The 19,823-nt window shown below is 73.4% G+C and carries 21 protein-coding genes, 1 pseudogene and 1 riboswitch; of the genes and pseudogenes, 17 read left to right on the forward strand and 5 right to left on the reverse strand.

Annotated features, from left to right (window positions below):
* Nucleotides 1-7: 7 nt before the first annotated feature.
* The 5 genes from ACQEVB_RS33295 (at nucleotide 8) to nadD (ending at nucleotide 3,146) form a co-directional block, all read left to right on the forward strand.
* Nucleotides 8-781 (forward strand): SAM-dependent methyltransferase, encoded by a 774-nt coding sequence (locus ACQEVB_RS33295; protein ID WP_432981105.1) that lies wholly within the window; start codon nucleotides 8-10, stop codon nucleotides 779-781.
* A 97-nt stretch (nucleotides 782-878) separates the two neighbouring features.
* Nucleotides 879-1,244, forward strand: a complete 366-nt coding sequence (locus tag ACQEVB_RS33300; RefSeq protein WP_432981108.1) for an SPW repeat protein — start codon at nucleotides 879-881, stop codon at nucleotides 1,242-1,244.
* A gap of 76 nt (nucleotides 1,245-1,320) precedes the next feature.
* Nucleotides 1,321-1,893, forward strand: coding sequence for a TetR/AcrR family transcriptional regulator (locus ACQEVB_RS33305; protein WP_432981111.1), 573 nt, complete (start codon nucleotides 1,321-1,323; stop codon nucleotides 1,891-1,893).
* A 10-nt stretch (nucleotides 1,894-1,903) separates the two neighbouring features.
* A complete protein-coding gene (locus ACQEVB_RS33310; RefSeq protein ID WP_432981114.1) occupies nucleotides 1,904-2,524 on the forward strand; it encodes an alpha-ketoglutarate-dependent dioxygenase AlkB in 621 nt (206 codons plus the stop codon).
* Between the two features lie 13 nt (nucleotides 2,525-2,537).
* On the forward strand, nucleotides 2,538-3,146 hold the full coding sequence (gene nadD / locus ACQEVB_RS33315) for a nicotinate-nucleotide adenylyltransferase (RefSeq protein WP_432981117.1): 609 nt from the start codon (nucleotides 2,538-2,540) through the stop codon (nucleotides 3,144-3,146).
* A gap of 4 nt (nucleotides 3,147-3,150) precedes the next feature.
* Here nadD and ACQEVB_RS33320 read toward each other — a convergent pair whose 3' ends face one another.
* Nucleotides 3,151-3,819: a class I SAM-dependent methyltransferase gene (locus ACQEVB_RS33320; RefSeq protein WP_432981120.1), complete on the reverse strand. Its 669-nt coding sequence runs from the start codon at nucleotides 3,817-3,819 to the stop codon at nucleotides 3,151-3,153.
* Nucleotides 3,820-3,832: 13 nt separating this feature from the next.
* The gene (locus tag ACQEVB_RS33325; RefSeq protein ID WP_432981123.1) at nucleotides 3,833-4,234 is read right to left on the reverse strand and encodes a hypothetical protein; all 402 of its coding nucleotides are present in this window, start codon (nucleotides 4,232-4,234) and stop codon (nucleotides 3,833-3,835) included.
* Between the two features lie 186 nt (nucleotides 4,235-4,420).
* On the opposite strand from ACQEVB_RS33325, the gene ACQEVB_RS33330 reads away from it, so the two are divergent.
* Together ACQEVB_RS33330 and ACQEVB_RS33335 are read left to right on the forward strand one after the other, a co-directional pair.
* On the forward strand, nucleotides 4,421-5,593 hold the full coding sequence (locus ACQEVB_RS33330) for a sensor histidine kinase (protein WP_432981126.1): 1,173 nt from the start codon (nucleotides 4,421-4,423) through the stop codon (nucleotides 5,591-5,593).
* Complete coding sequence (locus tag ACQEVB_RS33335; RefSeq protein WP_432981129.1) at nucleotides 5,590-6,225, forward strand: response regulator; 636 nt, start codon at nucleotides 5,590-5,592, stop codon at nucleotides 6,223-6,225. The genes ACQEVB_RS33330 and ACQEVB_RS33335 overlap by 4 nt, the downstream gene beginning before the upstream one ends.
* Before the next feature lies 1 nt (nucleotide 6,226).
* Here ACQEVB_RS33335 and ACQEVB_RS33340 read toward each other — a convergent pair whose 3' ends face one another.
* A complete protein-coding gene (locus ACQEVB_RS33340) occupies nucleotides 6,227-6,580 on the reverse strand; it encodes a VOC family protein (protein ID WP_432981132.1) in 354 nt (117 codons plus the stop codon).
* A gap of 93 nt (nucleotides 6,581-6,673) precedes the next feature.
* On the opposite strand from ACQEVB_RS33340, the gene rsfS reads away from it, so the two are divergent.
* The 6 genes from rsfS to ACQEVB_RS33370 all read left to right on the forward strand — a co-directional run bounded on the left by rsfS (nucleotide 6,674) and on the right by ACQEVB_RS33370 (nucleotide 13,287).
* Complete coding sequence (gene rsfS / locus ACQEVB_RS33345) at nucleotides 6,674-7,054, forward strand: ribosome silencing factor (RefSeq protein WP_432981135.1); 381 nt, start codon at nucleotides 6,674-6,676, stop codon at nucleotides 7,052-7,054.
* Nucleotides 7,051-7,668: a histidine phosphatase family protein gene (locus ACQEVB_RS33350; protein WP_432981138.1), complete on the forward strand. Its 618-nt coding sequence runs from the start codon at nucleotides 7,051-7,053 to the stop codon at nucleotides 7,666-7,668. The genes rsfS and ACQEVB_RS33350 overlap by 4 nt, the downstream gene beginning before the upstream one ends.
* A gap of 7 nt (nucleotides 7,669-7,675) precedes the next feature.
* On the forward strand, nucleotides 7,676-8,416 hold the full coding sequence (gene octT / locus ACQEVB_RS33355; protein WP_432981141.1) for a diglucosylglycerate octanoyltransferase: 741 nt from the start codon (nucleotides 7,676-7,678) through the stop codon (nucleotides 8,414-8,416).
* Between the two features lie 10 nt (nucleotides 8,417-8,426).
* A complete protein-coding gene (locus ACQEVB_RS33360; RefSeq protein ID WP_432981144.1) occupies nucleotides 8,427-9,275 on the forward strand; it encodes a DegV family protein in 849 nt (282 codons plus the stop codon).
* Nucleotides 9,276-9,482: 207 nt separating this feature from the next.
* Nucleotides 9,483-10,355 (forward strand): ComEA family DNA-binding protein, encoded by an 873-nt coding sequence (locus ACQEVB_RS33365; protein ID WP_432981147.1) that lies wholly within the window; start codon nucleotides 9,483-9,485, stop codon nucleotides 10,353-10,355.
* A 541-nt stretch (nucleotides 10,356-10,896) separates the two neighbouring features.
* On the forward strand, nucleotides 10,897-13,287 hold the full coding sequence (locus tag ACQEVB_RS33370) for a DNA internalization-related competence protein ComEC/Rec2 (RefSeq protein WP_432981150.1): 2,391 nt from the start codon (nucleotides 10,897-10,899) through the stop codon (nucleotides 13,285-13,287).
* A gap of 26 nt (nucleotides 13,288-13,313) precedes the next feature.
* Here the strand turns inward: ACQEVB_RS33370 and thrC are convergent, their stop codons facing one another.
* Nucleotides 13,314-14,582 carry a threonine synthase gene (gene thrC, locus ACQEVB_RS33375; RefSeq protein WP_432981153.1) on the reverse strand — a complete coding sequence of 423 codons (1,269 nt, stop codon included), beginning with the start codon at nucleotides 14,580-14,582 and terminating at the stop codon, nucleotides 13,314-13,316.
* A gap of 7 nt (nucleotides 14,583-14,589) precedes the next feature.
* A riboswitch (SAM riboswitch) is annotated at nucleotides 14,590-14,706 on the reverse strand.
* 111 nt (nucleotides 14,707-14,817) lie between these two features.
* On the opposite strand from thrC, the gene holA reads away from it, so the two are divergent.
* Complete coding sequence (gene holA, locus ACQEVB_RS33380; protein WP_432981156.1) at nucleotides 14,818-15,777, forward strand: DNA polymerase III subunit delta; 960 nt, start codon at nucleotides 14,818-14,820, stop codon at nucleotides 15,775-15,777.
* Between the two features lie 73 nt (nucleotides 15,778-15,850).
* Here holA and rpsT read toward each other — a convergent pair whose 3' ends face one another.
* Nucleotides 15,851-16,114: a 30S ribosomal protein S20 gene (rpsT, locus tag ACQEVB_RS33385; RefSeq protein WP_432981159.1), complete on the reverse strand. Its 264-nt coding sequence runs from the start codon at nucleotides 16,112-16,114 to the stop codon at nucleotides 15,851-15,853.
* Nucleotides 16,115-16,383: 269 nt separating this feature from the next.
* On the opposite strand from rpsT, the pseudogene ACQEVB_RS33390 reads away from it, so the two are divergent.
* The 3 genes and pseudogenes from ACQEVB_RS33390 (at nucleotide 16,384) to ACQEVB_RS33400 (ending at nucleotide 19,815) form a co-directional block, all read left to right on the forward strand.
* A pseudogene (locus tag ACQEVB_RS33390) lies at nucleotides 16,384-18,023 on the forward strand (circularly permuted type 2 ATP-grasp protein).
* Complete coding sequence (locus ACQEVB_RS33395; RefSeq protein ID WP_432981162.1) at nucleotides 18,023-18,967, forward strand: alpha-E domain-containing protein; 945 nt, start codon at nucleotides 18,023-18,025, stop codon at nucleotides 18,965-18,967. Before ACQEVB_RS33390 ends, ACQEVB_RS33395 begins: the two are co-directional and overlap by 1 nt.
* Before the next feature lie 2 nt (nucleotides 18,968-18,969).
* Nucleotides 18,970-19,815 (forward strand): transglutaminase family protein, encoded by an 846-nt coding sequence (locus ACQEVB_RS33400; RefSeq protein WP_432981164.1) that lies wholly within the window; start codon nucleotides 18,970-18,972, stop codon nucleotides 19,813-19,815.
* Nucleotides 19,816-19,823 lie beyond the last annotated feature (8 nt).

Below are 19,823 nucleotides of genomic sequence, written 5' to 3' on the forward strand. Positions count from 1 at the left end.
ACGAAGCGTGCCTGAACCCGGCGAGATCGACCACTCGCGTCCGAACTCGGCGCGGATCTGGAACCACTGGCTCGGCGGCAAGGACAACTACCAGGTGGACCGCGAGGTCGCCGACGCGGTCGCGGCGCGGATGCCGGAGATCCGCGACGTCGCCCGCGAAGGGCGGCGGTTCCTCGTGCGGGCGGTGACGTTCCTGGCCGGCGAGGCCGGCATCGACCAGTTCCTCGACATCGGCACGGGCCTGCCGACGATGGAGAACACCCACGAGGTGGCGCAGCGGACCAACCCGCGTGCCCGCATCGTGTACGTGGACAAGGACCCGCTGGTGCTCGTCCACGCGAAGGCCCTGCTCACCAACGTGTCGCCGGCCGGCCGCACCTGGTACGTGCAGGCCGACGTCCGCAAGCCGGAGCAGGTGCTGGACGAGGCGCGCGCCCTGCTCGACCTCGACCGGCCGGTCGCCGTGCTGCTCCTGGGCGTCCTCGGGCTCGCGACGCCCGAGTTCTCCGACATGCTCGCGGTGGTGCGCACCCTCATGGCGGCGATGGCGTCGGGCAGCTACCTCGCCCTCCTCGACGGCACCGACACCAGCGAGGCGGCCCGGTCGGGCGCGAACCTGACCGGCTACCGGCTGCGTTCGCCCGACGAGCTCCGCGAGTGCGCCGACGGGCTGGAGCTCCTCGAACCCGGCCTCGTGCCGAGCCCGCACTGGCGTCCTGAGCCGCATCACGAGCCGCTGCCGCACCTGGACTCGTACGTGCTGGTGGCGCGCAAACCCTGACCCCGTGGCCAGTTCCGCACCTCACAATGACGTGTCTTGACCGGCCGGCCAACCAAGCGCACCATGGTCACATCGCACAGAAGGGGAGGTGGGAGTCATGGCCACCAGGACATGGACCCGCTGGCAGGACTGGGCAGCCCTCGTGATCGGAGTGCTGACGGCCCTTTCGCCGATCGTCGTGGCGACGAACGCCGCCGCGCTCTGGACGCTGATCGTGTTCGGAGTCCTCATCGCACTGTCCGGCGCCTGGTCACTGGCGATGCCAGGATCGGTCGCGAGCGAGTACGTGCACCTCGCGCTGGGTGTGCTGCTCTTCCTGTCGCCGTGGGTCCTCGGCTTCTCCGCGCTCAGTGGCGCAGCCTGGACGGCGTGGGTCGCCGGCGTGCTGACCGTCGTCGCCGGGGCGGCCGCGCTGCCCGAGGCGAACGCCGAGCACCGCGGTGGAGCCATCGCGGCACACTGATCACCGACGCATCTCGAACTCGGGCGGCCGTGGCACCAGCCACGGCCGCCCGTCGTTGTGTGGCGGGAGGCTGCACATGACCGACGAGACCACCGACGAGCCCGCCCGCGACCGGATCCTCGCCGCGGCCGAGGAACTGTTCGCCGAGCGCGGGTTCGAGGCCACGCCGATCTCGCGCATCGCCGACCGGGCCGGGGTCCCCAAGGGGCTGGTGCACTACTACTTCACCCGCAAGCCCGACCTGCTGGAGGCGCTGGTCCACCGGCTGCCCGACGAACGGGTCCCGCTCGACGAGGTCGTCGTCGCCGGTGACGTCGTGGAGAGCCTGCGCCGGCTCGTCGCCGTGCTCGACGCGACCCTCGACTCGTCGGCGGTGCTCTCCCACCTGCTCTGGCGCGAGGCCGACACCCACCCGGCCGTCCTGGCTGCCCTGCAGGCCCGCTTCGAGCGGTTCGTGACCGTGATCGGGGAGGTCATGTCGGCTGCCCTGCCCAGGTGTCGGGCCGACGTCGACAGTGCGGCGCGCCTGCTCGCCTCGGCCCTGTCCTACCGGCACTCCGTGGCTCGTCACGAGGGCGACGATCCGGCGATCGACCGCGAGCTGCGCTTCCTCGCGACAGGGCTCGAACTTTCGTTCGAATCGAGCTAGTCTCGGTGAGGTGACCTCCGACCTCGCGTGGCAGCCGTCGCTGCTCGACGGCGCGGGCACCGTGGGTTTCGACCCGACGATGCGCTGGCTGCGTCGCCGCCACCTCGGCGACGGCGCATGGCTCGACGTGGTGCCGGGCTGGTGCACCGGTGCCGATCTGCTGTTCGCACGGCTGCTCGACGACACGCCGTGGAAGGGGCCGCGCGAGGTGCGGATGTACGACCGCATGGTCGCGGAACCCCGGCGCACGCACCGCTGGCACGCCGGGTCGGGTCCGGCCGCGCCCGACCCGCTGCCGGCCATGGCCGCCGTGCTCGGGGAGCGGTACGGCGTCGCGTTCACCCAGATCGGCGCCAACCTCTACCGCGACGGTGCCGACAGCGTCGCCTGGCACGGCGACCGGGTGGCCCGCGAGCTGCCGGAGGCGGTGGTGGCGCTGGTGTCGCTCGGCGCGGTGCGGCCGTTCCGGCTGCGACCCACCGGCGGCGGCCCGAGCGTCGGGCTGCTCCCCGGCCCGGGCGACCTGCTCGTGATGGGCGGCAGCTGCCAGCGCACGTGGCAGCACAGCGTGCCGAAGACCCGGGTCGCGGCACCGCGGATCAGCATCCAGTTCCGGCACGTCTACCAGTAGATACGCTGCACGGATGCAGCAGGCGAGCACGCGACGCAAGGTCGGCGTGATGGGCGGCACCTTCGATCCCATCCACCACGGCCACCTCGTCGCGGCCAGCGAGGTCGCCGACCGCTTCGGGCTCGAGGAAGTGATCTTCGTGCCGACGGGTCAGCCGTGGCAGAAGCTCGACCACGAGGTGACACCGGCCGAGGACCGCTACCTCATGACCGTCGTGGCCACCGCGTCCAACCCCCGGTTCTCCGTGAGCCGCGTCGACATCGACCGCGACGGGCCCACCTACACCGCCGACACGCTCACCGACCTGCACGCGCAGCTGCCGGGCTCCGAGCTGTACTTCATCACCGGCGCCGACGCGCTCGCGCAGATCCTGTCCTGGCACAAGGTCGACGAGCTGTTCGCGATGGCGCACTTCATCGGCGTCACCCGGCCCGGCTACGAACTCGGCGACGATCACCTGCCGGCCGGGTCGGTGACACTCGTGGAGGTGCCGGCCATGGCGATCTCGTCCACCGACTGCCGCGGACGCGTGGCTCAGGGGCGGCCCGTCTGGTACCTCGTGCCGGACGGGGTCGTGCAGTACATCTCCAAGCGGCACCTGTACGAGAAGCCGGAGGGCTGACCGTTCACTTCGTCCAGGCGATGGTGTGGCGGAAGCCGATGCTGTGTCGCATCGTGGCCCCGGGCATGACGTCGACGACGATCCTGCGCAGCTCGTCGAACGGCACGGTCGGGTCCCGCACTGGGAACGGCGGCGGCTGCGGCCCGCCGGTGCTCGGCCAGGGGTGCTTGACGAAGCCGATGACGGGGTTGCTGATGATCGACGCGAGGTCCCACGCGTGGTCCCGGACGGTCCGGGGCGGGGCGAGCCCGACGGCGAGGAACCGGCCGCCGGGCGCGAGGAGCCGGCGCACCTCCCGCAGGGCGGGCCCGACGTCGAGGTGGTGCAGGACGGCGATCATGGTCACGAGGTCGTACGGGCCGTCGGCTGCGGTCCACGCGCCGTCCTCGACGGTGACGTTGGGCAGCCCTGCGCACCGCGCAGCGGCGGTCTCCCGCATCGTCGGGTCGGCGTCGTTCCCGTGCACGGCGGCGAAGCGCGGGGACAGCGCCGCCAGCAGCTCGCCCCGGCCGCACCCGACGTCGAGTGCCGCGCGGCGCCGTGCGGGGAGGTTCGCCAGGATCCAGCTGTGGAAGTGGTCGTTGTGGCTCCACGGGTGGCGCGCGTTGAGGCGCGCCATCGCCGTGGCCGCGCGCCCGCTGGCCAGCGTGCCCGCCAGCCGTCGCAACGCCACGGCCACATTCTGGTCAGCGGGCGAACAGCGCCCGCACCGACGTCCGGTTCACCAGGAGCACGACCCCGGCCAGCAGCACCCCGCACAGAGTCTGTTCGATCCGCAGCCAGACCGGGAACGCCCCGGGGATCGCGACGATCACGACGATCGCCACCAGCATGATCGCGCTGACGAGCCGCAGCCGCAGGAACCCGCGGGCCGACCCACCGGCCGCCTGCGCGGCGAACAGCACCGTCAGCAGGGCGCTGACGAGCACGATCGAAGCCCGCACCCACGCGGCGTCCGTGGCGACGGCCGCGTCGTCGCGCATCACCACCAGCACCGCGACGGCCACCGCGGACAGCGCGGCGTAGGCGGCGAGCAGCATCCGCGCACCCCGCAGGGCCGTGCGCGTGGACTCGGTCCGAACAGTCATGGCGTCCTCCCCGATCTCGGCGATCCAACGCGTCGATCGTCGGCGCGGGGAGGTGCGACGCGCATCGGAGCACGGATGGAACCCGACGGTGTCGACCCTGGTCGGAGACCTCCGACCAGGGTCGGACGTGGCGCGTCCGACCGCAGGGCGATGCCGCCGGGTGTACCGCGGTCGTATCGTCGCGCCATGGGGGTCGAGCGGGATGCCGAGGCGGCGCTCGACGGTTTGCGTAGCTCGGGCGCGCACTGGCGCACGTTCGACCGGTGGCTGCGCCTGCTCGCACCGCTGTTGCTGCTGCCGTTCGTCGGCGCCGCAGCGGTGACGGTGCCGCGGCCGGGCACGTCGGGGACGGGGTTGGTCGTCACGATCGCCGTCGTCGCGTTCGTCGTGGGTGTGCTCGGTGCTGAGATCGCCGCCGGACGCGGTGGGCCGGCCTTCGCGGTCGCCACCCTCGCCCAGCTGGCGGCGGCGGCCGTGCTCACCTGGCTGCAGCCCGGAGGTCCTGGGGTCGTCGGGCTGGTCGTGGCCGTGGTCTACCTGGCCCGTCTCGTACCGAGCAGCGCCGCGATCCCGCTCGTCGTCACGGGCTTCGCCGTCGTCGTCGTCCTGGCCTGGGTCACCGGCCGCGGCGACCTGGGTGCCGTCGCCGTCCTGGTGGCCGCGTTCGGGCTCCTGATCCTCGCCTTCCGGCTCAACGCGGCGAACCGGCGCGCCGAGCAGCTGCTCGCCGACCTCACCGAGTCGCAGGCCGAACGGGAGCGGGCCGCGGGCCTGGCCGAGCGCCAACGGCTCGCCCGGGAGATGCACGACGTGCTCGCCCACTCGCTGTCCGGGCTGATGCTCCAGCTCGAAGGGGCGCGCATGCTCGCCGCCGCCGATCCCACCGATCCGCGGCTGCCCGCAGCGCTGGATCAGGCCCACCACCTGGGGCGGGCCGGGCTGACCGAGGCCCGGCGGGCCATCGGCATGCTCCGCGACGACGAGCTGCCAGGGCCGGACCGGATCGCTGCCCTCGCTGCCGACTTCGAGCGCGACCACGGAATCCCGTGCCGCCTCACCGTCACCGGCGAGGAGCACCTCCTCGGATCCGAGGCCCGGCTCGCGCTCTACCGGGTCGCGCAGGAGGCGCTCACCAACGTCGGCCGGCATGCGCGACCCGAGCGGGTCGAGCTGCACCTGTACCACGGACCGGACCGGACCCGGCTCACCGTCACCGACATCGGCGCGCCACCTGCGGACGCAGGCCCGGGCGGCTACGGCCTGACCGGCATGCGGGAACGGGCCGAGCTGCTCGGCGGCACCCTCTCCGCAGGCGCCACGGCGGACGGGTTCCGCGTCGAGCTGGTGGTGCCGGCATGACGATCCGCGTGCTCGTCGCCGACGACCAGCGCGTCGTCCGCGAAGGCCTCACGATGGTGCTCGGACTGCTGCCCGACGTCGAGGTCGTCGGCGCGGCGCCCGACGGAGAGGCGGCCATCGCGATGGCTGCCGAGCTGCGTCCCGACGTGGTGCTCATGGACCTGCGCATGCCGCGCTGCGACGGCGTCGAGGCCACCCGCCGGCTGCGCGCCGAGCAGCCCGACGTGCGGGTCGTCGTCCTCACCACGTACTCGGACGACCGCTCCGTGCTGGACGCACTGCGTGCCGGCGCGCGCGGCTACCTCACCAAGGACGCCGGTGGTGCCGAGATCCACCAGGCGCTGCGCCACGTCCTCGACGACCGCGCGGCCATCGACCCCGCCGTCGCCCACCACCTCGTCGACGCCGTGGTGGAGTCGCGGCCGCCGCAGCCCGGCCCGGACGGGCTGACCCCGCGCGAGGTTGAGGTGCTCGGGCTCGTCGCGAAGGGCCTGAGCAACGCCGAGATCGCGCACCGGCTCGTGCTGAGCGAGGCCACGGTGAAGAGCCACCTGACCCACCTGCTCGCCAAGACCGGCGCGCGGGACCGAGCCCAGGCCGTCGCCTACGCCTACCGGCAGGGGCTCGCCTGAGTCACAGGTCGTAGGCCACCGGGTGGCGCGGCTGGTAGAGCGCCAGGCGGCCGCAGCCCGGGATCATCAGGTGGGTCAGCCGGCCGAACCCGGCCTCGACGACGCTGGTGAACTCCACGCCCTTCGCCGTCAGCTCCGCCATCGTCGCCGCGAGGTCGTCGCACATCAGGTACAGCTCGTGTGCGCCGGCGGCGTCCGGGGCTGCCGGATGGAAGGCCAGCTCCGCGGGTGGAGAGCGGAAGATCAGCCAGCCGTCGCCTGCGTCGACGTGCGGGAGGCCGAGCACGTCGGAGAAGAACGCACGCGCTCGCGGTGCGTCCGAGGCGAACACCACGGCGTGCAGACCGATGATCATCGTGACCTCCTCCGACCCGACCTGCGGGACGCCGACGTGGGGCTGGGAGGATAGCGGTCGAACAGCAGGAGGATCACCGATGGCGGTAACAGCGTGACGGCGAGCAGCGAGGCTCTGCAGATGGCACGGGTGGCGGTGGCGGCAGCCGCCGACAAGCTCGCCCAGGACATCGTGGCGCTCGACGTGTCCGACCAGCTCGTGATCACCGACTGCTTCGTGATCGCGTCGGCCCCGAACGAGCGGCAGGTCCAGGCCATCGTCGACGAGGTCGAGGAGAAGCTGCGGCTGCACGGCGCCAAGCCCACCCGCCGCGAGGGCACCCGCGAAGGTCGCTGGGTGCTGCTCGACTTCGTCGACCTCGTCGTGCACGTCCAGCACAGCGAGGAACGCGGCTTCTACGGCCTGGACCGGCTGTGGAAGGACTGCCCACGGCTCGACTTCCCTGAGGCCCGCACCACCGCGGAGGGGTCATGACGATGCGCCGGCTCGTCCTGCTGCGGCACGGCCAGACCGAGCACAACGTGGCCGGTCGCATGCAGGGCCACGTCGACTCGGTGCTGACCGAGCTCGGCCGGGAGCAGGCAGCAGCGGTGGCCCCGACCGTCGCGGGCCTGCGCCCCGACCGGCTGGTCAGCTCCGACCTGTCCCGGGCCGTCGACACCGCGGAGCTGATCTCCGCCGCCACCGGGTTGCCCCTCAAGCTGGACCCGCGCCTGCGGGAGACCCACCTCGGGGAGTGGCAGGGCCTGACCGTCGACGACATCGAGGCGGCCTGGCCGGGCGCGATCGCGCACTGGCGGGCCGACCCCGAGTGGGCTCCGCCGGGTGGCGAGTCGCGGCTCGAGGTCGTGCGCCGGTCACGGCCCGTCGTCGAGGAGCTTGACGAGGAACTGGCCGGTGGGCCCGACACCACCGTCGTGCTCGTCGCGCACGGCGGGCTCATCGCCGGGCTGGTCTGCGGCCTCCTGGCCCTGCCGACCACCGCCTGGCCGTCCGTCGGCGGGATCGGCAACTGCAAGTGGGCCACCCTGGCGCGGCGCCCCGACCACCCCCGCTGGCGCCTCGCCGGCTACAACGTCGGCGTCTGACGCGCACGTGCCGGTGCTGCTCGTGCTCGGCGACTCGCTGGCCTTCCACGGACCCGAGCGCGGCGAGCCCGCCGACCACCCCCTGATCTGGCCGAACGTCGCCGCAGGCGCGCTCGGTGGCCGGGCCGAGCTCGTCGCCGGCATCGGCTGGACGGCACGGCACGCCTGGCACGCCGTCACCCACGACCCGCGGATCTGGGCCGCCGTGCCGCACGCCGACGCGCTCGTCCTCGGAGTCGGCGGCATGGACACGCTCCCGTCACCGCTCCCGACCGCGCTGCGCGAGCTCATCCCGACGCTGCGCCCCGACGCGCTGCGGCGCGCCGTCCGCACGGGGTACCTGGCGGCCCAGCCGCGGCTGGCCCGGGCGCTCGCCCACCTGCCGGGAGGCGGGCCGGTCGCGCTGCCGCCCCGGCTCACCGTCGCCTACCTGGACCGGTGCCGCCGGGCCGTCCTGGCACTGCGTCCCGACATCCCCGTCGTCGCGTTCCTGCCGCCGCTGCACCGCGCCGCCGCGTACGGCGGCGTCCACGTCGGCCGCCCGGCCGCCGACGCAGCCACGCGTGCCTGGGCCGCAGCGCACGGCGTCACCCTGCTCGACCTGCCCGAACTCGTCGGCGAGCACGTGCTCAGCGGTGCCGGCAACCCTGACGGCATGCACTGGGGATGGGCCGGGCACGCCGCCGTCGGCGCCGCGCTGGCGGACGTGTTGCGGACCTCATTGGATGTGCGGCAGGCGCACACCTAGGGTCGGGCTCGTGCCTGTTGCCGTGGTGACCGACTCGACCGCCTACCTGCCCCCCGGCGTCGCCGCCGCACGGGGCATCCGCACCGTCGCCCTCGAGGTGCGCCTCGGCGACCGCATCGGCCGCGAAGGCATCGAGATCGGCACTGCCGAGCTCACCGCCGCTCTCGCGGACCGCAAGCTCGACGCGCAGACCTCCCGACCGTCCCCGGCCGAGTTCGCCGCCTGCTACGAGCAGACGCTGCGCGCGGGCGCGGACTCGATCGTGTCCGTGCACCTGTCCTCCGAGCTCTCCGGCACGTGGGAGGCCGCCCGCATCGCCGCCGACCAGGTGGACCCGACCCGGATCCGCGTCGTCGACTCGCGGTCGGCGGCGATGGGGCTCGGCTTCGCCGTGCTCGCCGCCACCGACGCCGCCACGTCCGGGCAGAGCGGCGCCGCCGTCGAGTACGCGGCAGCGTCGGTCGCCAGGCGCTGCCAGGCGTTCTTCTGCGTCGACTCGCTCGACCGGCTCCGTCGCGGCGGAAGGATCGGTGCCGCGGCCGCGCTGCTCGGCACCGCGCTCGCCGTCAAACCACTCCTGCACGTCGAGGAAGGGCGGATCGTGCCGCTGGAGAAGGTGCGCACCACCGCACGGGCCACGCAGCGGCTCGTCGACCACGCGGTGGCCGCCGCAGGCGACGGTCCGGCCGACGTCGCCGTGCACCACCTCGCCGCCGCCGAGCGGGCCGATCAGGTCGCGCGGGCGCTGAGCGAGCGCATGACGACCTCCCGGCTGGTCGTCTCGGAGATCGGCGCGGTGATCGGCGCGCACGTCGGGCTGGGCGCGCTTGGCGTCGTCGTGGTGCCCAAGAACGGCTAGGAAACCGCAGTTCGCGGGCCACTCTCGGGGGATGCACACGCCACCGACAGTTCTGGCCCGCGGTGGCCGAGTTGTCCCCAACTCGTCGGTACATCCACAAGTTGATCAGGGGGTCTCCCGGCGGCGGGATTGCGGTCCTACCGTCGATGCGTGGCGATAGAGACGCAGGACACAGGCACCCGTGATCCCCGGGAGCGGCTGGCATCGATGCTGGGATCGGCAGTCGCCGACCCGTTCGGTGATCGGCTGCGAAGTCCCTACGACGAGCCTCCCGGTCGGCCGCCGCCCGCGCCCGACGATCCGGGTTCGGCATGGACGGCATGGGTCGAGGAGTCCGTCGGTGAGCGGTCCGCCGTCCCACCACCTCGGGCTGCGCCGGCCGCGTCCGGCCCCCGCGCCTGGCTGCCCGCAGCGCTGCGCGGCGCGCGGATCGATCCTGGACGCCGTGGCGCTGCCTTACTGGCGGTCGTCGCTGTTGCCGCCGCGCTGATCGCGGGCCTGTTCGTCTGGGGTGGGCGCCCGCGTACCGAACCCGTGGCGGCCCTGCCGGTGGTGTCGGTCGCCGAGACGCACAACTCCGGCTCCCCGCCGGCGTCCGGCGCACCGACGGCCACCCCGACACCGACCCCGGTCGTCGTCAGCGTCGTGGGCAAGGTCGTGCGGCCCGGGCTCGTGTCGATGACCGACGGTGCGCGGGTGGCCGACGTGCTCGCCGCGGCCGGCGGGTCGCAGCCCGGCGTCGACCTGAGCCAGCTCAACCTCGCCCGTCGGGTGGGCGACGGCGAGCAGATCGCCGTCGGCGTCCCGGCGGCGCCCGACGCGCAACCCGCCGCCGCGGCAGCGGTCGGTGGTGGCGGTCCGTCCGGCTCGGGTGGCTCTGCACCGTCCGGGCCGATCGACCTCAACAGCGCCGGCGTCGACCAGCTCGACACCCTGCCGGGCGTCGGTCCCGTCACCGCACAGCGGATCGTGGAGTGGCGTGGCCGCAACGGCCGGTTCGCCCGCATCGAGCAGCTGCGCGAGATCGACGGGATCGGCGAGCGCCGCTACGAGCAGCTCCGGGGACTGGTGCGGGTATGAGCGCCCAGCAGGGTCCGGTGCGGCGGCCTGTCCGCGGTTCGGGCGGCGAGCGCGCCGGCGGGGCAGATGGTCGAGGGTGGATCGGCGAGGCGAGCCGCAGCCCATCGCGGGCGTCGGTGCCCTCGCTGCCGGTGGCGGCTCCCGGCCGCACGCGGACAGGCGGTCAGGGGCGGGGCGCGATCCTGCCGCGGACGCATCCGTCGTCACCTGACGTGGGCGGCGCTCCTGCTGGCCTCCGCCCAGGAGCGGGCAGCGGTTGGTGTGCGACGTGGTCTCCGCTGCACGCCCTTGCGGGTGCCCGGCCGGGCACGGCATGTGCGGGCCCGGCGGGGGAGCGCGCCGAAAGGACCTCGCCGGGGCTCCAGTGGCGGTCGGGGTCTTCGCGGCCAGGTCGGCCGGTCCAGCGGGCGGAGTGGCTGGGCAGTGCCGTGGCTGACAGCCGTCAACGTCACGGCGGCCACGGACTGCCCGGTCGATCGCCGGTGCTGGCAGGCCCGTTCCCGAAGACGAGGTTCAGCCCCCTCTGCGTCGGAGGATGGTCGTGACCAGCGTTGCGGTGCTCACGAGAGCGGAGGGTGGGCATCCGGCCGATCTTCGGCTGGTGCCGGCGGGGTTGGCCGCGTGGCTGGTCGTCGTCGCGACGGTGGGGCCGGGGCCGGCCACAGGAACGGTCGTCGGCATCGCGACCGCCGTGCTGGCGGTGCTCGCAGCGGTCGGCGGCTGGTGGTTCGCGCGGCCGGTGCTGCTGGCGGTCGCCGGGTGTGCGGCCGCGGCCGCGGTGGTGGCGAGCGCGCACGGGTGGTCGGCGGGGCACCATCCCCTGCGGGCGCCGGCCGAGCGGGCGGCGGCTGCGGAGCTGCGGGTCGTGCTCCGCGACGATCCGCACATCATCCGCGGCGGGTTCCCGGGTGCGCCCCAGGTCGCGGTACCGGCCGAGCTGGTGGCCGCCGCTGTCGACGGCGAGCACTGGGCCCTCGGCGGACGTGTGCTCCTGCTCGCGCCGGCCGCGGAGTGGGCAGAGCTGCTGCCCGGTCAGGAGGTCGGTGCCGTCGGTCTCCTGGCGCCACCGGCCCGATCCGATCTCACCGTGGCCGTCCTGCGCGTGCGCGGCCCGCCGCACGCGGTGTCGGCGCCGCCGTGGTGGCAGTCGGCAGCAGGCGAGCTGCGCGCCGGCCTGCGCGAGGCGTCCTCAGCGGCCCTGTCCCCGGCCGCGGCCGGGCTGCTGCCCGGGCTCACGGTCGGCGACCGCAGCCGGCTCTCCGCCGAGGTCGACTCCGACTTCCGAGCCGCCGGGTTGACCCACCTCCTTGCGGTGTCCGGAGCCAACCTGGCGATCCTGACGGGTGCGCTGCTGTGGCTGCTCCGCCGGATGCGCGTCGATCCACGGGTGATCGCTGCCGTCGGTGCCCTCGTCGTGGCCGGCTTCGTGGTGCTGGCGCGGCCGTCGCCGAGCGTTCTGCGGGCTGCGGTGATGGCGGGTGTGGTGCTGCTGGCGCTCGGCCTCGGCCGGGCCCGGGCCGCGATGCCGGCGCTGGCCGTGGCCGTGCTGGTGCTGGTGATGTCCGATCCGGCCTTGGCCGTCGATGCCGGGTTCGCGCTCTCCATCACGGCGACGGCGGCGCTGGTGCTCGTCGCGCCCGGCTGGGCGGAGGCGCTGCGGCGCCGTCGGGTGCCTGCGCCGCTGGCCGAGGCGATCGCCGTCGCGGCGGCGGCCTGTGTGGCCACCGCGCCGTTGATGGCCGGGCTGAGCGGCACGGTGAACCCGGCGTCGGTCGTGGCGAACCTGCTGGTCGCCCCGGCCGTGCCGATCGCGACGGTGCTGGGGGTGCTGGCCGCGCTCGTGTCACCGGTCGCGCCTGTGGTCGCCCAGGTCGGTGCCTGGCTGGCCGGCCCGGCGATCGAGTGGATGATCGTCGTCGCCGACCGAACTGCCGCGCTCGACGGGTTCGCGGTCGGCTGGCCGGGTGGCACCGGCGGGGCGGTGCTACTGGCCGCCCTGCTGCTGGTGGTCGTGTGGCTGGCACGGCTGCGCCGGGTCCGGGTCCTGCTCGTGGCAGTGGTGCTCGGAGCCGCGTTGGTGCTGGTGCCGACCAGGTTCGTCCCGGTCGGCTGGCCACCGACGGGCTGGAGCATGGTGGCGTGCGACGTGGGCCAGGGCGACGCGCTGGTGCTCGCGACGGGCGAGCCGGGGTGGGCGGTCCTCGTCGACGCCGGACCCGACGAAGGTCTGGTCGATGCCTGCCTCTCCCGGCTGGGCGTGCAGGCGCTGGCGCTCGTGGTGCTCACACACCTGCACGCCGACCACGTCGGAGGCCTGGCGGGGGCCGTGCGCGACCGGCCCGTCGGTGCGGTGGCGGTGGGGCCGGGCCGCGAGCCGTTCTGGACGTTGCGTGCTGCGGCGCGCACGGCCGCGGCGGCCGAGGCCCCGTTCGCCGAGCTGCGACCCGGACAGCGCCTGGCGTGGCCGGCGCTGGTGCTCGACGTGCTCGGACCGCGGCACCCGGCCGCGGTCGTCGACCCCGACGACGGCACCGCCGTCAACGACACGTCCGTCGTGATGCGGGCGAGCACCCCGGCCGGCACCGTGCTCCTCACCGGTGACGCGGAGCTAGCCGGTCAGGCCGACCTGATCCGCTCCGGCGTCGACCTGCACGCCGACGTGCTCAAGCTCCCGCACCACGGATCGCGCAGCACGGGCATGCCGTTCCTGCAGGCGGTGCGCCCACGAGCCGTACTGGTCAGCGTCGGGGCCGGCAACAGCTACGGGCACCCCAACCGGGCGCTCCTGGCCGGTCTGGAGCAGGCCGGTGCCACCGTGCGCCGCACCGACGTCTCCGGCGACACCGCTGTGGTCGCCGGAGACCTGGGCGGCGACGGCTCCCGCCTCGGGCTCGTGAGCCGCGGCTCACCCCTGCCGGCGGCGCGGCGATGAACGCGCGCCGGCCCGGCAGGCGGCGATCAGCTGCGACCCTCCAGCGCCGCGCGCACGGCGGCGCTGGTCGCCGGCACCGTCGCGGTCGGGCCGACCTGCCCCGACACCGCGTCGAGGGTCTTGAGACCATCGCCGGTGATCAGCAGCACGGTCTCGGCGTCGGGATCGAGCTTGCCCGCTTCCACGAGCTTCTTGGTGGTGGCCACCGTGACCCCGCCTGCGGTCTCGGCGAACACGCCCTCGGTGCGGGCGAGCAGCCGGATCCCGGCCACCACCTCCTCGTCGCTCACGTCCTCCACCGCGCCGCCGGTGCGGCGCACCGCGTCGAGCACGTAGGGGCCGTCGGCGGGGTTGCCGATGGCGAGGGAGCGGGCGATGGTGTCGGGTCGCACGGGGGTGTGGACGTCGTGGCCCTCTCGGAACGCGGTGGCGACGGGCGAGCAGCCCGTCGCCTGGGCGCCGAAGATCGTGTAGGGGGTGGCCTCCACCAGGCCGAGCTTGCCGAACTCGGTGAAGCCCTTGTCCACCTTCGTCAGCTGCGAACCGGAGGCCACCGGGATCACGATCTGCTCGGGCAACCGCCACCCGAGCTGCTCGGCGACCTCGAAGCCGAGGGTCTTGGAGCCCTCGGCGTAGTAGGGCCGCACGTTGACGTTCACGAACGCCCAGTCCTCGTGCTCGGCCGCGAGCTCGGTGGCGAGCCGGTTTACGTCGTCGTAGTTGCCGTCCACGGCGAGGAGGGTGCCGTCGTACACGGCCGTGGTGAGCACCTTGGCCTGCTCGAGGGAGGAGGGCACGAGCACGACGGAGTCCCAGCCGGCGCGGGCGGCCGCGGCAGCCACGGCGTTGGCGAGGTTGCCGGTGGACGGGCAGCACAGCACGGTGAATCCGAGCTCGCGGGCGGCGGCGAGTGCGACGGCCACCACGCGGTCCTTGAAGGAGTGCGTCGGGTTGCCGGTGTCGTCCTTGATCCACAGGTTGCGGATGCCGAGCGCTGCGCCCAACCGGTCGGCCTTGATCAGCCTGGTGAGGCCGGGCTCGGTGTTGGGGTGCTGCTGCACGGTGGAGGGCACGGGCAGCAGTTGCTGGTAGCGCCAGATCGACTTCGGTCCGGCCTCGATGGAGGCGCGCGTCACGTCGCCGAAGTCGTAGGCGATCTCGAGCGGGCCGAAGCACTGGCTACAGGCGAACTCGGCGGCCAGCGGCGTCTGGTGGCCGCACTCGCGACACGACAGCGCCCGGGCAGGACCGAGATCGAAGGAGGTGGACGTGCCGAGGTCAGCCGTCAGCGACATGAGAGTCTCCTCATCTTTCCCGCCGTGGCGGGTCGGAATTGGCACCGTGCTCGCCGCGCTAGCGCGCGCGTCACCGGTTGCCGGGGCTTCAACGGGCCGTTCCCTCTGCCCCTCTGGATGAGCCATGTGAAGTTTGCCCACAACCGTACGTCATGCCGCGCCGCCTTCCCAAGCGGCGATCCAGGATCTGGGAGCCGCGTCACGGCGAGCGACGGGCATGCGCGAGCATGGGGCCATGGCTCTCGCACCTGTGCAGCTCGTCCTCGGCGAGGAGGAGCTGCTGGTCGAGCGGGCGGTCGAGGAGATCGTCGCCCAGGCCCGTGCCGCGGATCCGGCGGCGGAGCTGCGGCGTTACCGCACCACCGACCTGTCCCCGGGGGAACTGGCGGAGAGCCTGTCCCCGTCGCTGTTCGCGGAGGCGCGGGTGATCGTGCTGATGGCGGCGCACGAGGCGGGCAAGGACCTGGCTGCGGCGATCGTCACGCAGGCCGCCGATCCCGCGGAGGGGATCGTGCTGGTCGTGCAGCACGTCGGCGGTGCTCGCAACAAGGCGCTGGCCGACGCCCTGCGCAAGGGCGGCGCGGCCGTCACGACGTGCGAGAAGGTCACCCGGTACGAGGAGCGCGCCGACTTCGTGCGCAGCGAGGTCCGCCGCACCGGTGGCAAGATCGCGCCCGCGGCGGTGGGGGCGCTGATCGAGGCAGTCGGCAACGACCTGCGCGAGCTGGCGGCTGCGGCCGGCCAGCTTGTGGCCGACACGGGCGGCTCGGTCGACGAGAAGGCGGTGCGGCGCTATCACCGGGGGCGCGCGGAGGCGTCCGGGTTCGCGGTTGCCGACAAGGTGGTGGCGGGCGACCGGGCCGGCGCCCTGGAGGCGCTGCGCTGGGCGCAGGTGCTGGGGGTGCCGTCGGTGCTGGTCGCCGACGCACTGGCCGACGCGATGCGCACGCTGGCCAAGGTCGGGTCGGCCGGTCGCGGGGACCCCAACCGGCTCGCCGGCACGCTCGGCATGCCGCCGTGGAAGATCCGCAAGGCGCAGCAGCAGGTGCGCAGCTGGCGACCGGAGGCGCTGGCCGAGGCGTTCGCGGCAGCAGCCGAGGTCAACGCGGACGTGAAGGGCGTCGCCGCCGACGCCGACTACGCGCTGGAGCGGGCCGTGCTGCGCATGTGTGCTGCCCGGGAACGCCGCGCCTGAACCCGCGAACAGTCCGAACCACGACACGACAACGGCGCCGCCCCACGGGAGTGGACGGCGCCGTCGGGTGGGGTCAGGAGGAGCTGGCCGCCTGCTTGGCCATCGCCGACTTGCGGTTGGCGGCCTGGTTCTTGTGGATGACGCCCTTGCTGGCGGCCTTGTCCAGCGCGCGGGCGGCGGCCCGCTGCAGCTCGGTGGCCTTCTCGGTGTCGCCCGCGGCGACCGCCTCACGGAAGCGGCGCACGGCGGTGCGCACGGCGGAACGGACCGACTTGTTGCGCTGGCGGCGCTTCTCGTTGGTCTTGACCCGCTTGATCTGGGACTTGATGTTGGCCACGCGTTTGCCTCGAGTCTCTTCCTGCCGCTGGTTCGTTCGCTGGCTCCGGCGGCGGGGATGGTTCGTGCGAGCACGCCGGGCGCTCGGTCGTCCATGTTAACAGCGGGCTGCGGGGGCCTCGAAATCAGCCTGTCATCTGGTCTGCCGCGATCTCCTGGGTGAAGATGACCACCCGGTGCGCGGGCTGGGCGACCGGGCCGAACGTCGAGGAGGTCCTGTGCCGCGAGCGACCCAGAAGCCGGTCGAGAAGCAGTCGCCGTCCCGGCCGGCTGCCCAGAAGGGCGGTCAGCGGCAGAAGAGCAGCAAGAAGAGCAAGGTGGCCGATTCGGCGCTGTTCGAGGGCTACCTGAAGCCGGAGCGTCCGCACGCGGCGGCCTACGACGAGATGTTCTCCGCCGACGGGGAGATCCGCCCGCCGTACCGGGCGCTGCACGACGCGATCGCGCCGACGGCCGCGGCCGACCTCGCCGCCCGCTCGGAGGCGCTGGACCGGGCGTACGTCGACCAGGGCATCACGTTCTCGTTGTCGGGCCAGGAGCGGCCGTTCCCACTGGACATCGTGCCGCGGGTGATCTCGGCGAGCGAGTGGTCGAAGCTGTCGAAGGGGATCGTGCAGCGGGTCCGCGCGCTCGAGGCGTTCCTGGCCGACATCTACGGCGACGGCGAGATCGTGCGCGACGGGCTCGTCCCGCGCCGCCTGATCACCACGTGCGAGCACTTCCACCGGGCGGCGGCCGGGCTGTCGCCGCCGAACGGCGTGCGGATCCACGTCGCCGGGATCGACCTGGTGCGCGACGAGGAGGGCACCTTCCGGGTGCTGGAGGACAACCTGCGCAACCCGTCCGGGGTGTCGTACGTGATGGAGAACCGCCGCACGATGGCGCGGGTCTTCCCGGACCTGTTCAACCGGCAGCGCGTGCGCGCAGTGGCGGACTACTCGACGCACCTGCTGCGCGCGCTGCGCCGAGCCGCACCCGCGAACGCCGCCGACCCGACGGTGGTGGTGCTCACGCCGGGCGTCTACAACTCGGCGTACTTCGAGCACTCGCTGCTGGCCCGGCAGATGGGTGTGGAGCTGGTCGAGGGCCGCGACCTGTTCTGCCGCGACAACCTCGTCTACATGCGCACCACCCAGGGTGAGCAGCAGGTGGACGTGATCTACCGGCGGATCGACGACGAGTTCCTGGATCCGCTGCAGTTCAACCCGTCGTCGGTGCTGGGTGTCGCCGGCGTGCTCAACGCGGCGCGCGCCGGCAACGTGGTGATCGCGAACGCGGTGGGCAACGGGGTGGGCGACGACAAGCTCGTCTACACCTACGTGCCCGAGATGATCAGCTACTACCTGGGCGAGAAGCCGATCATCGCGAACGTCGACACGTTCCGCTGCTGGCTCGACGACGAGTGCCAGCACGTGCTGGATCGGCTCGACGAGCTGGTGCTCAAGCCGGTGGAGGGCTCGGGCGGCTACGGCATCCTGTTCGGTCCGAACGCGTCGGCCGAGCAGCTGAAGGAGGCGCGCCGCTCGATCCTGGACGATCCGCGCGGGTGGATCGCGCAACCGGTGGTGCAGCTGTCGACGGTGCCGACGAAGGTGGAGGACCGCCTGGTGCCGCGGCACGTGGACCTGCGCCCGTTCGCGGTGAACGACGGCGAGGACGTGTTCGTGCTGCCCGGTGGTCTGACCCGGGTGGCGTTGCCGGAGGGCAGCCTGGTGGTGAACTCCAGCCAGGGCGGTGGCAGCAAGGACACGTGGGTGCTGGCCGGACGCTCGGCCGAGGCCGAACGGGAGCTGGGTGAGGCCGGGCTGGCGACGTCGGCGCCGCCGAGCTCGCACGCCACCGAGCACGGCCCGGAGCTGACATTCCCCCAGCAACAGCAGCAGCAACAGCAGCAGGGGAGGGGTGCCTGATGCTGGCGCGCAACGCGGAGTCGCTGTACTGGATCGGTCGGTACGTGGAGCGGGCCGACGACACGGCCAGGATCCTCGACGTGTCCGTGCACCAGCTGCTGGAGGACGCGACGATCGACGCGGACCGCGCGGCCCGCACGCTGCTGTCGGTGCTGGGGGTGGCCGCGCCCGCCGACGAGGTGCTCGACGCTTGGTCGTTGACGGAGATCGTCGGCTACTCGGGGGAGCAGTCGGGGTCGATCGTGCGGTCGATGTCGAGTGCGCGGGAGAACGCGCGGGGCGCCCGCGAGGTGGTGAGCGCCGAGATGTGGGAGTGCCTGAACGCGACGTGGAACGCGCTGCCCGAGCGGCAGCGCTACGCCCGCTGGGCCGGCCCGCACGCGTTCTTCACCTACGTGGAGGACCGGGCAGCGATGTTCAACGGGCTGGCCGCGTCCACGATGAGCCGGGACGACAGCTGGCGGTTCTACCTGTTGGGACGCTCGGTGGAGCGGGTCGACATGGTGGTGCGGTTGCTGATGTCGCGGGTGTCGGACCGGGCGTCGTCGCCCGGCTGGTTGACGGTGCTGCGCAGCGCGGGCGCCGCCGACACCTACCTGCGCACGTACCGGGGCGCGCTGGACGCCGGACGGGTGGTGCAGTTCCTGCTGATGGACCGGTTGTTCCCGCGTTCGGTGTTCCACGCGCTGCGGCAGGCGGAGAGCTGCCTGGCGGAGCTGGACAGCCGCCCGTCGCAGCGGATCGGGGCGAAGGCCGAGGCGCAGCGGCTGCTCGGGCGGGCGCGCAGCGAGCTGGAGTTCCTCCGCCCGGAGGATCTGCTGGTGGACCTGTCGGCGCGGCTGGTGGGCCTGCAGACGTGCATCCGCGAGACCGGTGAGGCCGTGTCGCAGCAGTACTTCCACACGTCGCCGTGGGTGGCGTGGACCGCGCCGGAGGTGGTGTGAACGTGGCCGGCTGGCGGATCCGCATCGTGCACGCGACGGGCTACTCGTACGAGTCGCCGGTCGTCGAGTCGTACAACGAGGCGCGACTGACCCCGCGCAGTGACGCGCGGCAGAACGTGATCGTGAGCCGGGTCGAGACGTCCCCGGCCACCCGCGCCTACCGCTACACCGACTACTGGGGCACCGCGGTCACCGCGTTCGACCTGCACGCGCCGCACACCGAGCTGGTGGTGACGGCGACGTCGGTGGTGGAGACGGCCGACCCGTTGCCGGCGGTGCGCGCCGCGGGCTGGGACGAGCTGGCGGGCGACGACGTGCGCGACCGGTTCGCGGAGATGCTGGAGTTCACCGGCTACGTGGGCCAGGACCCGGAGCTGGCGAAGGCCGCGGCGGAGCTGTGCCGCGGACTCGATCCGGTGGAGTCGGTGCTCGCGGCGTGCCGGTGGGTGCGCGAGCAGCTCGACTACATCCCGGGCAGCACGGGCGTGCACACGTCGGCGTTGGAGGCCTGGCAGTCCCGCGCCGGGGTGTGCCAGGACTTCGTGCACCTGACCCTGCTGCTCCTGCGCGAGATGGGCATCCCGGCCCGGTACGTGTCGGGGTACCTGCTGCCGCGCAAGGACACCGAGGTGCGGCAGACGGTGCAGGGGGAGAGCCACGCCTGGATCGAGGCGTGGACGGGCGGCTGGTGGGGCTACGACCCGACCAACGACCTGGAGATCGGCCACCAGCACGTGTGGGTCGCGGTGGGCCGCGACTACGCGGACGTGCCGCCGCTCAAGGGCATCTTCTCCGGGCAGGCGGCGTCCGCGCTGGACGTCAGCGTGGACATGACCCGCCTGGCCTGACCTCCGGC

The sequence above is a fragment of the Pseudonocardia sp. CA-107938 genome (assembly GCF_050936315.1).
Lineage (GTDB): Bacteria > Actinomycetota > Actinomycetes > Mycobacteriales > Pseudonocardiaceae > Pseudonocardia.

Excerpts from the sequence above, each read along its gene's own strand:
- ACQEVB_RS33340 (WP_432981132.1), bottom strand. The coding sequence starts at position 6,580 with ATGATCATCGGTCTGCACGCCGTGGTGTTCGCCTCGGACGCACCGCGA.
- ACQEVB_RS33365 (WP_432981147.1), top strand. The coding sequence starts at position 9,483 with ATGCTGGGATCGGCAGTCGCCGACCCGTTCGGTGATCGGCTGCGAAGT.
- ACQEVB_RS33335 (WP_432981129.1), top strand. The coding sequence starts at position 5,590 with ATGACGATCCGCGTGCTCGTCGCCGACGACCAGCGCGTCGTCCGCGAA.
- nadD (WP_432981117.1), top strand. The coding sequence starts at position 2,538 with ATGCAGCAGGCGAGCACGCGACGCAAGGTCGGCGTGATGGGCGGCACC.
- ACQEVB_RS33350 (WP_432981138.1), top strand. The coding sequence starts at position 7,051 with ATGACGATGCGCCGGCTCGTCCTGCTGCGGCACGGCCAGACCGAGCAC.
- holA (WP_432981156.1), top strand. The coding sequence starts at position 14,818 with ATGGCTCTCGCACCTGTGCAGCTCGTCCTCGGCGAGGAGGAGCTGCTG.
- ACQEVB_RS33325 (WP_432981123.1), bottom strand. The coding sequence starts at position 4,234 with ATGACTGTTCGGACCGAGTCCACGCGCACGGCCCTGCGGGGTGCGCGG.
- ACQEVB_RS33330 (WP_432981126.1), top strand. The coding sequence starts at position 4,421 with ATGGGGGTCGAGCGGGATGCCGAGGCGGCGCTCGACGGTTTGCGTAGC.
- ACQEVB_RS33305 (WP_432981111.1), top strand. The coding sequence starts at position 1,321 with ATGACCGACGAGACCACCGACGAGCCCGCCCGCGACCGGATCCTCGCC.
- thrC (WP_432981153.1), bottom strand. The coding sequence starts at position 14,582 with ATGTCGCTGACGGCTGACCTCGGCACGTCCACCTCCTTCGATCTCGGT.
- ACQEVB_RS33300 (WP_432981108.1), top strand. The coding sequence starts at position 879 with ATGGCCACCAGGACATGGACCCGCTGGCAGGACTGGGCAGCCCTCGTG.
- ACQEVB_RS33395 (WP_432981162.1), top strand. The coding sequence starts at position 18,023 with ATGCTGGCGCGCAACGCGGAGTCGCTGTACTGGATCGGTCGGTACGTG.